12 protein-coding genes are annotated in these 15,025 nt (G+C 62.7%); 8 read left to right on the top strand and 4 right to left on the bottom strand.

What is annotated here, in order from left to right; genetic code table 11:
* The first annotated feature begins 197 nt into the window (after window positions 1–197).
* The 3 genes from KIH79_RS06005 to KIH79_RS05995 all read left to right on the top strand — a co-directional run bounded on the left by KIH79_RS06005 (window position 198) and on the right by KIH79_RS05995 (window position 4,081).
* A complete protein-coding gene (locus KIH79_RS06005) occupies window positions 198–2,021 on the top strand; it encodes an isopeptide-forming domain-containing fimbrial protein (RefSeq protein ID WP_219058581.1) in 1,824 nt (607 codons plus the stop codon).
* A gap of 214 nt (window positions 2,022–2,235) precedes the next feature.
* Window positions 2,236–3,231 (top strand): class C sortase, encoded by a 996-nt coding sequence (locus tag KIH79_RS06000; RefSeq protein WP_219058580.1) that lies wholly within the window; start codon window positions 2,236–2,238, stop codon window positions 3,229–3,231.
* A gap of 22 nt (window positions 3,232–3,253) precedes the next feature.
* On the top strand, window positions 3,254–4,081 hold the full coding sequence (locus tag KIH79_RS05995; RefSeq protein WP_219058579.1) for an isopeptide-forming domain-containing protein: 828 nt from the start codon (window positions 3,254–3,256) through the stop codon (window positions 4,079–4,081).
* A gap of 67 nt (window positions 4,082–4,148) precedes the next feature.
* Here KIH79_RS05995 and KIH79_RS05990 read toward each other — a convergent pair whose 3' ends face one another.
* The gene (locus KIH79_RS05990; RefSeq protein ID WP_219058578.1) at window positions 4,149–5,438 is read right to left on the bottom strand and encodes an ATP-binding protein; all 1,290 of its coding nucleotides are present in this window, start codon (window positions 5,436–5,438) and stop codon (window positions 4,149–4,151) included.
* 232 nt (window positions 5,439–5,670) lie between these two features.
* Between KIH79_RS05990 and KIH79_RS05985 the strand changes: the two genes are divergently transcribed.
* Entirely contained in the window at window positions 5,671–6,090 is a 420-nt protein-coding gene (locus KIH79_RS05985; protein WP_219058577.1) for a hypothetical protein, read from the top strand.
* Between the two features lie 418 nt (window positions 6,091–6,508).
* On the opposite strand, the gene KIH79_RS05980 is transcribed toward KIH79_RS05985, so the two are convergent.
* Complete coding sequence (locus KIH79_RS05980) at window positions 6,509–6,940, bottom strand: endonuclease domain-containing protein (protein WP_219058576.1); 432 nt, start codon at window positions 6,938–6,940, stop codon at window positions 6,509–6,511.
* 603 nt (window positions 6,941–7,543) lie between these two features.
* Here KIH79_RS05980 and KIH79_RS05975 point away from each other — a divergent pair.
* Both KIH79_RS05975 and KIH79_RS05970 read left to right on the top strand, forming a co-directional pair.
* Window positions 7,544–8,557: a glycosyltransferase family 2 protein gene (locus KIH79_RS05975; protein WP_219058575.1), complete on the top strand. Its 1,014-nt coding sequence runs from the start codon at window positions 7,544–7,546 to the stop codon at window positions 8,555–8,557.
* 204 nt (window positions 8,558–8,761) lie between these two features.
* Window positions 8,762–9,544: a nitroreductase family protein gene (locus KIH79_RS05970; protein ID WP_219058574.1), complete on the top strand. Its 783-nt coding sequence runs from the start codon at window positions 8,762–8,764 to the stop codon at window positions 9,542–9,544.
* 316 nt (window positions 9,545–9,860) lie between these two features.
* Here KIH79_RS05970 and KIH79_RS05965 read toward each other — a convergent pair whose 3' ends face one another.
* Window positions 9,861–11,303, bottom strand: a complete 1,443-nt coding sequence (locus KIH79_RS05965) for a serpin family protein (protein ID WP_219058573.1) — start codon at window positions 11,301–11,303, stop codon at window positions 9,861–9,863.
* Window positions 11,300–12,406, bottom strand: a complete 1,107-nt coding sequence (locus KIH79_RS05960) for a 6TM ABC transporter family protein (protein ID WP_219058572.1) — start codon at window positions 12,404–12,406, stop codon at window positions 11,300–11,302. Before KIH79_RS05960 ends, KIH79_RS05965 begins: the two co-directional genes overlap by 4 nt.
* 179 nt (window positions 12,407–12,585) lie before the next feature.
* Here KIH79_RS05960 and KIH79_RS05955 point away from each other — a divergent pair, with 179 nt between their 5' ends.
* Together KIH79_RS05955 and KIH79_RS12850 are read left to right on the top strand one after the other, a co-directional pair.
* Window positions 12,586–13,332: a response regulator transcription factor gene (locus KIH79_RS05955; RefSeq protein WP_236023654.1), complete on the top strand. Its 747-nt coding sequence runs from the start codon at window positions 12,586–12,588 to the stop codon at window positions 13,330–13,332.
* Between the two features lie 69 nt (window positions 13,333–13,401).
* Window positions 13,402–14,964 carry a 2CS histidine protein kinase gene (locus KIH79_RS12850; RefSeq protein ID WP_236023653.1) on the top strand — a complete coding sequence of 521 codons (1,563 nt, stop codon included), beginning with the start codon at window positions 13,402–13,404 and terminating at the stop codon, window positions 14,962–14,964.
* The last annotated feature ends 61 nt before the right edge of the window (window positions 14,965–15,025 follow it).

Below are 15,025 nucleotides of genomic sequence, written 5' to 3'. Positions count from 1 at the left end.
CGTAATGCCGCCGCGTGCGGTCCGTAATCGCGTGCGATGGACGTGTTCGGCAAGGATGACGACGAGCACGACGAACGCCCGATACGGCACGATAACAGATTTTCCGTCGCTTCGGCGGCGGGCAACAGGAATGTCCAAACTGTGGCAAACCGGTTCGACCGGAATGCCAAAGGCAATCAAGGAGAAAGGATACAGTGATGAAGTCACTGATCAAGAAACTCGCAGCGGTGCTCATCGCCGTTGCGACCACGCTCGGCCTCGCCGGGCTCGGCGCCCTCACCGCAACCGCGGACGATGCGGTCGTCACCACGAATGGCACCATCACCGTGAACACCGTGCAGGGTTTTGCGACCAACGATCAGGGCAATCCGAAGCCGCTGACGTACTACACGATGTTCACTGCGGACGTTACGGCTCAGAACGGTGCTACCAACGCCAGCGTGACCTACACGCTGACCGACGAATGGAAGTCGTTCTTCACCAGCACCGATGACACGGCCGCCGGCACGAAGTTCACTGAGACCGACACCGACGACAGCAAGGCGCTGTCCCAGAAGGCTGTGGAATACATTCAGGGTCTGAGCGACACCGCTCTTGCGGACTTTGCTCGGAAGGCCACGACTTGGGCTGAAGCGAACATCACCGGCGATGCGGTGAAGACCGTCATTCCCACGAAGGACTCTAAGACCGTGGACATCACTGGTCTCGACTACGGCTACTACCTGATCGCCCCGGATAAGGCTCAGGTGACCGTTGACGGCACCTACAACCCGCTGCTCGTGGATCTTACCGACATCACCAACCACGTGTCCATTCAGCTCAAGCACGAGTTCCCGACCATCGACAAGACCGTCGATTCCAAGCCGGCCGAGGACAAGAACGTCGGCGACACCGTGTCCTACACGCTGAAGTCTACTGTCGCCTCCAACATGGCGGACTACACCGAAGGCTACATCTTCACGTTCCACGATACCTTGTCCAAGGGCCTCGACCTCGTGCAGCCTAACGGTGTCTTCACACCAACGGTTACGATCATCGGCGCGGGTGCGAACGATGCTGAAGGTAAGCCGACTGATGTCGTTCTGAAGAATACTGATTTCAAGGTGCGCGTCAAGGAAAATAAAGACGACAAGAACGTCAAGACCTCCACGGAGATCACCGTTGAACTGACCGATCTTAAGAACAAGCACCCGGAAGCCGCCGGCAAGGAGATCACCGTCACGTACTCCGCCAAGATCAACGCCAACGCTACCACCGGTACTGCCGGCAACGCCAACTCCGCACAGATCGAGTACAGTAACGATCCGTCCAGCAACCAGACCGGTACCTCCGTGCCGACCGAAGTCAAGGTGCACACCTTCGAGTTCACCATCGACAAGTACAAGTTCACCAGCGACAACGTCTACAACGAGTCCTCCGAGCGACTCGGCGGCGCCAAGTTCAAGGTGTACAAGTCTGACGATAAGCCGACCATCACTGGCGCGAACGCTGCCACTGCGTTGCAGTTCACCGTTACTCCTGGTAGTGGCAGCAAGGCTGTGACCGCTAAGTACGATAAGACGGTGACGACCGGTACTCAGGCTGAGCTCGTCACCCCTGCTTACGGTCGTATCGTGGTCTCCGGTCTGGAATCCGGTACCTACTGGCTTGAGGAAACTGAGGCTCCGCAGGGCTACAACAAACTCACAGATCTGATTAAGGTTGTTATCTCTGCCACCTATGACACTGCGAATGGAAAGATTGATGGCGCTCTTGCTGCTAATGGCAAGACCTACACCGGCAAGCTGGTTTCGTGGAGCGTTGACCGCTACATGGCCGACGAGAACGGTAACTACAAGACTGATGCGACCGGCACCAGCACCGGCGAGCACCCGGTTGTCCCGGTCGCCAACAAGAACGGCCTGACCCTCCCGTCCACCGGTGGCTGGGGTACCATGCTGTTCACCGTTATTGGTGTGCTGGTTGTGGCGTTCGGCACGGTTTGGTATGTGAAGTCGGGTCGTAAGGATTCGGGTAAGTAAGTGCCGCATCTCGGTTCTCCTTGCTGGGGGAGCTGTTGAATGAAGTGAGACTGAGGGATAGCTAGAGGCTTTGGGACGTTCCATAGCTTCTGACGCTCCCCCAGTCACGCTTCGCGTGACAGCCCCCTCAGCCGAGGGGGCCGAGGCTACCGCCAGCTTCTGTAGGCGCTGTTTGGGTGTGAAGGGCTAACGACTGTTGTAATTAAGGAGAGGCATGAAGGGGAGAGTGCGGCGGATTGTGCCGTTGGTGGTGATCGCGGTGGGACTGCTGGTGCTGTTCTATCCGACGATCAGCAACTTTCTCATCATGAAAAACGCCTCCCGCGTCGTCGGCAACTACGATGCGCAAGTCAACTCGCTGACCGACGAACAGTATCAGCAGATGATCGACGCGGCCCACGAATACAACAAGCGTCTCGCCGAACAGAACGCTGGCGCGACCGACGCACTGTCCGGCGCCGTCAACACGCCGTCCAACGACAAGGAATACAACAGTCTCCTCAACCTCAACGGCGACGGCATGATGGGCTACCTGACCGTCCCGCGGCTCAAGGAAACCATGCCGATCTACCACGGCACGAGCGAAGAAGTCCTCCAATCCGGCATCGGACACCTCGAACAAACATCGCTGCCGGTCGGCGGCGCCACCACGCACGCCGCCCTCTCCGGGCATCGCGGCCTGCCCACGGCCAAACTCTTCACGGACTTGAACCTGATGAAAACAGGCGACAAGTTCTACATCAAAATTTTGAAAGACACGTACGCGTACCAGGTCGACAAGATCACCACCGTCCTGCCCACCGACACGAAGGAACTCGTGATCGAAAAAGGCAAGGACCAGGTCACGCTCATCACCTGCACGCCGTACGCCGTCAACACGCACCGACTGCTCGTGCGCGCGCACCGCATCCCGTACACGCCCGCCGAACACAAGGACGCGCAGCCCACATTCCACGTGGACATCCCGCTCCAATACGCGCTCCCGTCGATCGCGCTCATCCTTTTCCTGATCGGCTGGCGCATCTGGCGGAACCGCGACGAGAAACGGCGCCGCGTCGACACGGCCGAACAGGTCGTCAACAGCGTCCTCGGCGTGCGCGGCGGCGCGACATCAGCAACCAATGATTCCGATGGATCATCGCAGCAGTCAGCAGCATCATCGGTGAATACAACGCGGAAAGGAACGGCACGGCATGGCAAACATTCGTAGTAGTCGAACCATTGTCGCTTTCATGACAATGATCATTGTCTTTGCCGGACTCTTCGCGTCAACTGCAGTCAGCGCGGCGGCGAACGTGACCGGCAGTCTGACCGTGAGCGCGGTGTGGAACCGGGACACGAGCAACGCCGTGCCGCTGGCCGGAGACACGTACTCCATCGTGCGCGTCGCCTCCGCGGATCTCGACGACAACGGGACCATCAAGGCGTTCCACACGCTGAAGACGTTCGCCGACTTCGACTACAACTGGGGGCACATGGACCCGTCCGTGTACAACGCGGCGGCCAAGAAACTCGCTGACTACGCGACCGCGCACAAGCTGTACGAACATTCCGGCGTGACCGACGCGAAAGGCACCGTCGTCTTCCGCAATCTGCCGATCGGACTGTATCTCGTCGTGCGCACCGGCATCGCCACGGCGAACCAGCAGTACACGTGCGATCCGTTCCTCGTGGCTGTGCCCGGCAACGGGGACGACGGCAACGGGCAGCTCGACGTGACCGTCGAACCGAAATTCTCCGACAACGGGGGCGGAACCCCGGGCGAGCCGGGGGAACCGGGGGAGCCCGGTGAACCCGGAAAACCGGGGGAGCCGAACAATCCCGGCGACAACCCGGGCGGCGACAATCCGGGAAACAAGCCGGGCGAAACGCCGGGCAACACCCCCGGTGGCACCGGCACGAGCACCAATACCAACACCGGAACCGGCACCACCGGCAAGCCCGCCGACACCGGTGCCGCCGTGAGTGCCGCGGCCGTCGCCGCCATCGCCTTCGCCGTGGCCGGCATCATCATCCGCGACTTGCGCCGCGACCGCGAACCAGCCCAAACCGACGAATAATCGCCTAAGGCGGTGTGTTTACCGCGGTATGCAGGTTTCGCCGACACCGCCTGAACGATCCCCTGCGTCAGGGACGAAGTGTGGTCAGCGGGGCTACTATGACATTATCGGGTCTCGTATAGCTGTAGGCACCCGTGCCGGTGAGCACCATGAGGAATGAAGGTCGTTCCATGCGGCCGGTATCGATGCGATCGGCCAATTTCAGCAGATTTGTCGCACCTTCATCGATCAGGCGATCGCCGCCAAGCTTGACTTCAATCAAGCCGTAACGGCCGTCACGCAAATGAACCACCGCATCGCATTCCAATCCGGTCTTGTCACGGTAATGGAACACCTGACCGTCCAGCGCGTCCGCATATACGCGCAAATCGCGCACGCACATACCCTCAAACAGCAGTCCGAACGTCTCCAGATCACGCAAAATTCCTCGGGGATTCACACCGAGAGCCGCCGTGGCGATGGAGGGATCGACAAAATGTCGCGTATCCGTCGCGCGTATGGCGGTTTTTGAGCGCAGATTCGGATTCCACGCCGGCATGTCTTCGATGACGAAGATTTTTTCAAGCGCACGAAGGTACGACTGGATGGTTTTCACGCTGGGGCCGGATTCGTTGCCCGCCACGTCGGCTGCGATCTGCGCCGCGGATGTCTGCGACGATTCCATGCGGGCGTATGAGCGCAACAGTCGACGGGTCAGATGCGGATCGCGTTCCACATCATCCACGCGGGAAATATCGGCTTCCACCACCGCATCGACATAGTCGATCGCCTGCTGGAGCGCTGCGTCATCATCTTCAAGATCAACGGCTCCCGGCCATCCGCCGCGGCACATCAGAAACGCCAGCCGCTCAATGGTCGTTCCGGCATGGGCAGGGGATAATGGCTCCCCGTCAAACAACGATCCCAATGATGTCGTGCCCGAAGACTCCTTCGACTCGTACAGGCTCATCGGACGCATGCGCAAGCGGGCGATCCTACCGGTGCCGGTATGAGTGATCCGATCAAGACTTGGCGGAACACTGGACCCGGTAAAAATAAATTGCCCTTGCAATCCTCGCTGATCGACCTCGAAACGCACGGCATCCCAGAGCTGCGGCGCTACCTGCCACTCGTCGATCAGGCGGGGAGTGGCGCCTTCCAGGAGGAATGATGGTTGCGTTTCCGCGAACAGCAGATTCTGCGAACGCGAGGACGGATCGGCCATATACAGCACGCTGTTCGACTGCCTTGCGCAGGTTGTGGTCTTTCCGCACCATTTTGGTCCTTCAACAAGCACGGCTCCCTTGGCGGCGAGCCGTTTCTTGAGGATCTGGTCATAGACGCGCGGAAGATACGGTTTTGCGTTCAGGGCTGTCATCGCGGACCTCGTTTCCTCATTTGGACCGTTTTCGTTTCCTCATTTGGACCGATTTTACTTCCTCATTTGGACCATTTTCGTTTCCTCATTTGGACCGATTTGGGTTCCTGGTTTGGACCGATTTGGGTTCCTGATTTGGACTGTTTGGCGTGTGGAGGGGATGCGACGGTAGAATCGGGGGGAAGCGTCGGAACGACGGGTCACATCAAGCATCAAAGGCGAGGGGGAGCGCATGGGCGGGCTGCTGGACGGGTTCACGGAGATTCGCCTCGCCAAGCCGCCGCGCCTGACCATACGCGACCGCAACATCAGCTTCAACGCGGACACCGGCATCCTGCTCGGTCACCCGAGCGCCGTCATCACCTACGTCAACGCGGAAACCCGGCAGATCGCGCTCAAACCGGCACGGTCCACGGATCGCAACGCGGTGCCGATCATCGACCGCCGCACATATCTCAGCCTCGCGGACGGCACCGCAGAACAGGCGATCCTGCGGTTGTTCGACCTGCCCGCATCCCGACCCGGCCACACCGTCGTCTCCTACATCGACGGACACCACTACGACGACCTCGGCATCATCATCTTCGATGCCAAATACGCGATCACGCGCGTCCGTCCCGACGCTCCCTCCCGTTCCCGCGTTGCTGCTTAATGGGCTTTTCGGGCTCTTCGTATTGTGGTGTGTATGGCGCGTATGCCTGTTGTATCGGAATCGCGCTATCGCGCGATGCTGTGCTGTCGGCGGCAGCGGCAGCTTGCCGCCGACAGCATGGTTCCAACACGTCCTGTGATGCTGGCGGCATCTCTTGTCTTCCTCGACTGAATGTGGGCATGAACCGTCCATTCGTCCGCCCGTCCACAGGATCGTGGGCATACACCGACCACGTACGGGCTCACAACCGGCTCTTCATGGCCGGCCTATGCCCACGATCGTCTGCGTATACCGGTTATGCCCACGAATCGGGTCGCATCATGTACCGGTTATGCCCACGATCGTTTTCCGACGGGATGAGCGATATTCATTCCTTTGCCAATCACCGTCGCAAACATCCCGCCCATACCCACAATCATTACGGGGCCAAGCAACAGCAAGGAAGGACCGCCCCGCGAGAAGCCGCCGCGACACCCCAAACCAAACCACACAACCCATACACACCAAAACACAAAAAGCCGTCAACCCTCGCGCACACCGCGTCGAACCGGTGATCCACTCGATTATTCGCAAACCGCAGCACCAAAAGACCCTCCAGCTCCAACTCCCGGGTGCGTTCGGCGTCTTTCACCTGTTGTTCTGGAATGTAGTGGCCGCTGCCGTCGAGTTCGACCACGAGTTTGGCTTTCGCACAATGGAAGTCGACAATATACCGGCCGACCGGTGTCTGCCGCTGCCAGCGCAAGACGTGAGTACGGAGGAATCGGTACCAGAGTTTTCTTTCCCATGGGGTCATGTTCCTGCGCAGTTGTCGGGCGAGAGGCGTGTTGGCCTGCTGGTATTCCCTCATGAGTTTCAGGATAGTGGACGTATGCTGGTATTGGAATCGCGCTTGCGCGCGATGCTGTGCTTGTTGGCGGCACTAGCGTGCCGCGACGCTCCCCCACCCGGCTTCGCCGGGAGCATTCAGCAATTAAGGACGGCCTGACGGCCGCGTTTTGCTGGCTCGCTGTCGCTCGCTCCTCGCCTAAAAACGCCTCCGGCGTTTTCTTCACGGCTCGGCCTAGCCGAGCCGAGAGCTGCCGCCAGCATTCGGGAGCGTTGCGACCGTTCGGGCGCGGCCGCGTTGGATGCCGCCGGGGAATACTGTATTGCGCGAGAGCGCAATGCTATTTTCATCGTGCTGCGCGCGTTGCTGGGATTGCGCTGTCGCGCAATCCCGCGACAATACAGCATCGGAACGTACGAACAGTGCGGACGATACCGATACCACAGAGCCACGCCTCACCGGACACACCCATATACACCAAAATACGAAGAGTCCCAAAAGGTGAAGAGCCACATATAGCGGCATCACCCGTGCCTGTGTCGCGACGGTTCGACCAAGACTGCCAATCCGAATATCCTTGCGGTCGACGGTCGGCGGGCGGCGGCTGTGCCTACAATGGTGGGCATGAGTGAAAAGCATGCCGCGAAGAAGACCATCGAGAAACTGGCGATCGTCGTCGTCACGTACAAGCGCCAGCAACTGCTGGCCAAACTGTTCGACTCGATCGAACGGCTCACCGTCGCGCCGTGGCGCATCGTCATCGTCGACAACGAGCATTCCGACGAGACGCACGGCATGGTCGACGACTTCGCCGCACGCATCACCAAGCAATGGGGCGCCACCGTCGCCGACGCCAGCGGCAACGAGCAGCGCGTCGTCTACGCGCCGCAAACCGCGAACCTCGGCGGCGCGGGCGGCTTCTCCGCCGGCGTGAAAAAGGCGTACGAACTCGGTGCCGAATGGTTCTGGGTCATGGACGACGACGTGGCCGTCGAACCCGAAGGCATCGAAAAGCTCGCCAAATGGACCGCCCGTCACGACGTCATCCAAGGCAGCCGCTACGACTACGACGGCGGCCCGTTCTACTGGCAGTACGATTTCATCGTCCCGCTCGGCATTCCGAACCCGATCGCGCCGGCCGCGTTCGGCCGCGCCGGATACCGCGTCATGGACACGCTGTGCTTCGAAGGCGGCCTGTTCCGCCGCCGCGTCGTCGAGAAAATCGGCTTCCCCGACCCGCGCTTCTTCATCTACTGGGACGACACGATCTACGGCTACCTCGCCAGCAAGGTCACCAATCCGATCGTCGTGCCCGACGTCGTGCTGCGCCGCACGCGCGAAATCGGCAACTGGGACATCGCGGGCCTGCGCCAGCTCAACTCCACATCCGACATGAACCGCTATCACATCATGCGCAACCGCGGCTACATGGCCCGCTACTTCATGGTGCACGGCGACTTCCGCCCGTTCCTGTTCGCGCTCGGCACGGTGGCGACCGCCGCGAAGGAAGTGATTCGACTGGTGATGGTCGATCGCGAGCACGTGCGCACCGGCTTGGTGCAGATCGCGAAGGGCTGGTGGGATTCGCGCAAGCTCATGCATGATCCGAACTGGAAGCCGATGCCGGCGCTCAAATAAGTCCGGACCATCGAATACGCCAAGTAGACAATGGAATAAGCGCAAGTAAGCGGCTCGCCGGATTCATTGCAATGGGTCCGACTACCCCTCAGTCACTTCGTGACAGCTCCCCTGACAAGGGGAGCCAAGAAGGGGGTACAGTGCTTGGCACAGTTTGTTCCGCAAAATTTCACGCCATTACGCAACGCCAAGGAAGGGGCAATTATGGCAGAACACACGCAGCTCATCGACGCGATCAACATCCGCACGTCGGTGCGCGCCTACGACAAGGATCCGATCGACGAGGACACAGCCCGCCAGTTGAGCATGACGCTCGACGCGGTCAACATGCTCGGCGGGCTCAACATGCAGCTCATCCTCAACCAGCCGGCCGTGTTCGCGGCCGCCAACGAGTCCGGGCACCTGACCAACGCGGCGAACCTCATCGCCGTCGTCGGCCCGAAGGACGATCCCGAGGCGCGCGAACGCGCCGGATTCTACGGCGAGCGCGCCGTGCTCGCCGCCACGCTGCGCGGGCTCGGCACCCTGTGGGTCGGCGGCAGCTGGGATCGCGAGGAGGCGGCCAAGCACTGCCGCATCACCAAGTCCGAGGAACTGTATCTGGGCATCGTGATCGGACATCCGGAGCATCATCTCACGTACACGTCCACCAGCTATGCGGATCTGGTCGAACGCCAGCGCACGCATCGGCCGACCAAGTCGTACGAGCAGTTCACCGCCGGCATGACCGACGAGGAGCGCGCCGCCGCGCCCGACTGGTTCCGCGCGGGCGTCGAGGCGGCCATGAAGGCGCCGAGCGGCATGAACCGCCAGCCGATCACCTTTACGTACAACGCCGCCGACGGTACGGCCGCGGCGCACATCGATCCGGCGTCCGACAACGGCGAAACGTTCAACGACCTCGGCATCGCCAAGCTCCACTTCCAGATCGGCGCCGGCGCCGGCGACTGGGCCTGGGGCGACGGCGGCCTGTTCCTGCACAAGTAAGGTCTCTTTCACGCGGAATCGCGCTGTGCGCGATGCAGTGCTGTCAGCGGCGCACAGCGCCGCGACGCTCCCTCAGTCTCGCTACGCTCGACAGCTCCCTCAGCCGAGGGAGCCGAGGCTCCGCCAGCTTCATATCGTTTCTACGGTTATGAAGCTAGTGACTGTAACACGCCTTGCAGGCTCCCTCGGCTGAGGGAGCTGGCCGCCGCAGGCGGACTGAGGGAGCGTCAGGCGACGCCGAAGCGTCGCCAATCAACACGGCATCGTGCGTAGTGCGATTCCGATACTGCGGGCTGTATCGGCGATCCGTATTGATTTATAGGTTCGTGACGGCGCCCACGAACAGCGGGATTCCCTCGGGTGTGGCGTACTGGTAGAGGAACGGGCGGTCGACGGTGAAGTCGACGTGCCGCCGTTCCATGGGCGCGGCCGAGGTGGCCATGCCGATGTCGGTGTAGGCCGCCGCCTTGGCGCCACGCTCGTTCACGTCGATGCGCGTGCCCTGCACCACGGAATCAATGTGCAGCGCCGCGTCCTTGACCGCGGAGCGATTGGCGTCGAGCATCTTCGCAAAATCGGCCCGCTCCGGATCGAACGCGTCCTTGACACCGATCCCGCGCAGCACGTCGATCAGCTCGTCCGATGCAAACGTATTCGTGATCGAGAACCGCGGCATCGTCACCGTCACCTGCGCGGCGTACGCCGTCGTGTCGAACCCCAGCACGTCCGGAATCGGGCCCTGCCGTTCCGTCTCGTCGGGCCAGATCGCGTTTCCGTCCGACGCGTCCGACGTGCCCGCGCGGAACGCCGTGCTCGCCATGGAACTTCCCGCCTGCGTGAGCGCGTCGAACCGGCCCTTATCCGGCAGCAGCAGCGTGAACGTGCCGCCGTCGTCGAACGTGAGCGTCGCGGTCTGCCATCCTTCGCTCTTGCTGAACACCCACGTCGTGTTCTCGAACGTGCGCGTCATCATCGGCACGGTCGTCTCTCCGTTCGTGCCGTGGAACGTGCCGTCCTTGGTATCGTTCGCATCGAACGGCTCGGCCCATCGTCCGTCCGCGTACACGGTGTCGACGATCGACAGCAGCCGGTTGTCGTCCAGCCGCACGTCCGGGTCAAGCTCGCCGCGCGTGCCCTCCTTGATCCACTCGCGCAGCCGTCGCGTCGCATCGTCGCCGAACGGCAGCGAAACCACGTTCGCGTCGAACGCGTCGCGCACACTCGACGAGAATTCGTCGGACAGCGTGAGCGTATCGTCCGCCCACACCGCATTGCGCACGAGCATTTCGGACGCCGCGCCTTCGCGTCGGCCGTTGATCGACGAGATCAGCGAACGATAGTCGCCGGCGCTCAATGAATGCGTTTGCAGCACGCGGTCCAGCTGCGCGCGCGTCTCGCCGTCCGCGCCCTGCGCCGCCATCGCCAACGCCATCCACAGCGAGGCGGGGGAGAAGTTCACGTTGCCGTGCCTGAGCCCGGCGGCGAGAAAGTAGCTGGAATACTGTTCGGCGAAATAGCTTGCGCCGTTTGCCGCCGACGTGCTCGGCTTGTCGGCGAGCGGACGGGCCGCGACGATCGTGGCGCGAATGCCGTCCATCGCGGCCGTCGCCGTATACGCCGCGCATGTTGCGGCGACGGCGAATGCGATCGTGAGCAGTGCCGCGGTCAGCCGGCGCATGGCCGCTGACCGATGATCGCGGCGTGCGGTGCGAACGTTGCCGCGCATGTCGTCGGTATGAGTCGTATTCGGCGTGGTCATGACCGTTCCTTTCCCTGAGAAGCCATACGATTGCGGAAATTGCGAAGAGCGCGGGCGATGAGCCGTGCGGACAGCACCGCGATGTAGCCGAGATAGCCGGCGACGAGATACATCACCAGAAACTGCGGCACCATGTCGACCAGCGCGGTCCAGTCGATGAACCAGCCGCCGCCGATCGGCGTGCACACGCCGTTGATTGGGCATTCGTCCTGATACGGCGCGGACAATACGAACACCGCCACGGCGCCGATCAGCGCGCCGATTGCGGGGAAGAACAGCGACCGCAGCCAATCGAGCCGTACGTCGGCGGACCGTCGTGCACGGCGTCGTCCAGCCGGCATCACCGCGTCGCGACTCGCGTATGCGCCGCACGTTACCAGCAGCACCGGAGGTACGGCGAAATTGATCGTCAGCGCGCCGACCATCACCCATTCGCCGCGAATGAGCGTGAACGCGAGGATCAGACCATACATGACTACCAGCGTCAGCCAGCAGCCGAACCGCACCGCGTCACGCCGCGCCCATGCGAGCATCCGGCCGCTCGCGCTTGTCGGCGGCGGGGCGAGAAACAGCCTGCGCAACCCGTAGCGGCCGATCGCATAGCCGGAGAACGCCACGACTGCATACGCAAGCAGCAGCACCGCACTGCCGTACAACGTTTGCACCAGCAGTTCGCCGCCGTGCGCGCGCATCAACGTCAGCCAATCAGGCCACCGGCGGTATTCGACGTAGCCGACCATGCGCAAGTGCGACCAACCGAAGCCGAGCGGGCCCATCAGGGCACTTGCCAGCGGAAACGAGAGTGAACCGGAACGGATCGAGCCGAGAATCAAATTCGCCAACGCCAGTCCGGCCGGCCAGAGGATCGCCATCATCGGCAGCCAGATGAAGCCGTCGGGAACCTGCCGGTCGCCGAGTTCCGGCAGAAACGCGGCATAACGGTAATAGTATGCGGTCAGCCACAGCAGCCCGCCCAGCGCGATGACGCCGATCCAATGCGCGCGGTTCCACGAGCATTGCTGCGCGAACCATTGCGTGAAACCATGCGTGAAACGCGCCGTGCGCGGGTCTCTGGTGGCGGGATCGATATGTACCGAGGTCATGAGGGCCTCCTTTCCGGCCGCCGGATGACTACGGTCGGCCGTCCAAGCCGGTGCGGGGAAGCGGTCGCGGTCGTCGGACCGGACGCCGCGGCGCCACTACCGCCACGCGCACCGGCGTGTTGCGGTAATTCCAGTATGGAACACGCGCGATCGGTGGAATGATGGATGTCATAGCCCGCATGACGCGGCGCGACGACGCGGCCGCGCGGGTGTGCATGATGGACGAAGGGGAGGTGCATATGGACGAGGCTGGTGCAAACGCGCGTATTCGCATTGGCATCGTCGACAACGATCCGTACGCGGTCGCCGTGCTGTCGACGATGATCGCGCGCATGGACGCACGGTTCGACGTGGCCTGGACGTGCGAGCTCGGCGCGGTCGCGATCAGCCGGTGTCTCAGCAGAACGCAACGGCCGGACGTGCTCGTCACCGACATGTCGATGAACGACGTGCCCGGCACCGAGGTCTGCCGGGCGATCCGCGTCAAGCGAGCCGACGTGGGCGTCGTCGGCGTGACATCGTATGCGGTCGCGTCGTTCCATGACGAGGCCGTGCGCTGCGGCATGCAGGCGCTCGTCGGCAAAACCGACCTCGCCGGCATGGCCGCGGCGATCCGGCGCGCGGCCCGCGGACTGGCAACGAACAACGATTCCGAGCCGCAGCCGTTGTTCCTTGACGCGGCCGAAGCGCACACGCTGCTCGAAGACGCGTCATACGACACTGGCGGCGGCCGCGGCGCGCTCTCGCCCAAGGAGCGCGACGTGCTGCGCCTCTACGCGGACGGACTGACCACGCGCGAGATCGCGGACCGGCTCGGCGTCGGCACGCCCACCGTCGCCACGTTCGAACGGCGTGCGCTCGCCAAGCTCGGCGCTCGCAGCCGCGCCCATGCGATCTCGATCTGCGTGCGGCGGCATGTTTTCTGATGATGCGGACGATACGAACGCTACTGACGACACGAACGATGCTGACGATACGGAAAGCGGGGTGACGGAATGATGACGGCATGGTGCAGGCGGCTGGCCGACGCCGACCGGCGTGTGACCAACGCATGGCTGCTGATCGCGGTGCTGATCGTAGCGTTAGCGTGCACGATGGAAACGCTGGTCGCGCTGACGTTTGACGGCATGGCGATTGTGAGTGCGGCGTGCGCGTTCGTGTTCGCCGCGGCCGTGATCGGCATGGCGTTCCGGCCGGTCAGCGGCGGGCTCGCGGTCGTCTTGCTGTGGACAGTGCTGTGCTTTGCTCCGGTGACCATGCCGTCCGCCGCGCTGGTTGCGGTACTCATCGCGGTCGCCGTGTTCGGATACGTCAACCGGCGGGCGGCGGTGGCGATCGCGGTTATCGCGCTGGCGGCGTGGCTGTTCACGGCCGGCGGCGTGGCCGTGCCGCAGTGGGGGAGCGGGAGCGGTGGTAGCCGCAGCGCGAACAGCCTCACGGACAGCGGCGGTTCCTCCGATTCCAGCACCGCCGATTCATCCGATGCCGATGCTGACGGTTCCGCCGATTCCGGCAACGACGATGCTCCGACCAACGATTCGATCGGTGGCGCGAACGGTGGCGCGAGTGACGAGTCGGCCGGCGGCGAGTCGTCTGGCTCCGGCAGTGACCGCCACGTGCTGCTCGGCACGGTCGCCATGTCCGGCGTGGCACCGGTCATCATCCTGTTCGCCGGATTCCTGCTCGGCGGCATGGCCGCACGCTGGAACCACGAACGTCACGCGGCACAAATGGAGCTTGCGTACCGCCGCCAACGCGCCCGCGCCGCGCAGGACATCCACGACTACGTGTCGAACGATCTCGCTTATCTCATCCTGCGATTCGACAAGGATATCGCGGACGGCAAGTCGCCCAGCATCGAGGAGCTGCACGAACTGCGCGACGTCGCCTCCGGCGCGCTCGACCGCACGCATCAGGTCATCGGCGTCATCGAAGGACGCGACGGCGACGATCCGCACGCATCGACGGCGACGGACGACGTGCGGTCGGGCGATATTGGCGACATTGCAACGGAACCGTCGACGTCGACGACATCACCATCAGCAGCATCACCATCATCGATCGGCGGCCGGAACTCCGGACGTCAGCGGTCGACTTTTGCTGGTCCAAGTCCAGCGTCGTCGCATCCGTCCGTCATCAATCCGAGCATTGACCGTGCCGACTGTCCGCTCGCCGCGCAACTGCGCGCGATCGCGCGAGCCGGCGATCATCGGCTCGCCGAACTCGGCTTCGACGGGCAGACGATCGTCTCCAACGCGAACGACACGGCGCAACCGGACGATCTGTTCGCCGGACTGCTTGAGGAACTCTACGGCAACATCGCCAAACACGCCGACCCGGCCGGCGGCTACGTGCTCACGATCGGCATCGGCCGCGACGCCGTGCAGATCGCGCTCGTGGACACGGCGCTGGACCGCGATTCGTCGTCCGAAGCGGGTCTGTCGCTCGGCACTGGGCTCAACCGGTATCGGTCACGGGTCGTCACGCGCGGCGGCATGCTCGACATCGATGCGCAGACCGGCGAGTGGACGCTGTCCGTAGTGATTCCATTGCGGTAGATGGTGTATCCGTGGGTTGCACCCCGCCGGTATCTTGGGTTATACACGCCGGCTAGTGGCT

The organism is Bifidobacterium miconis (genome assembly GCF_019331735.1).
In the GTDB taxonomy this organism is placed as follows: Bacteria; Actinomycetota; Actinomycetes; order Actinomycetales; family Bifidobacteriaceae; genus Bifidobacterium; species Bifidobacterium miconis.
This window is presented reverse-complemented; position numbering and strand designations above follow the sequence as displayed.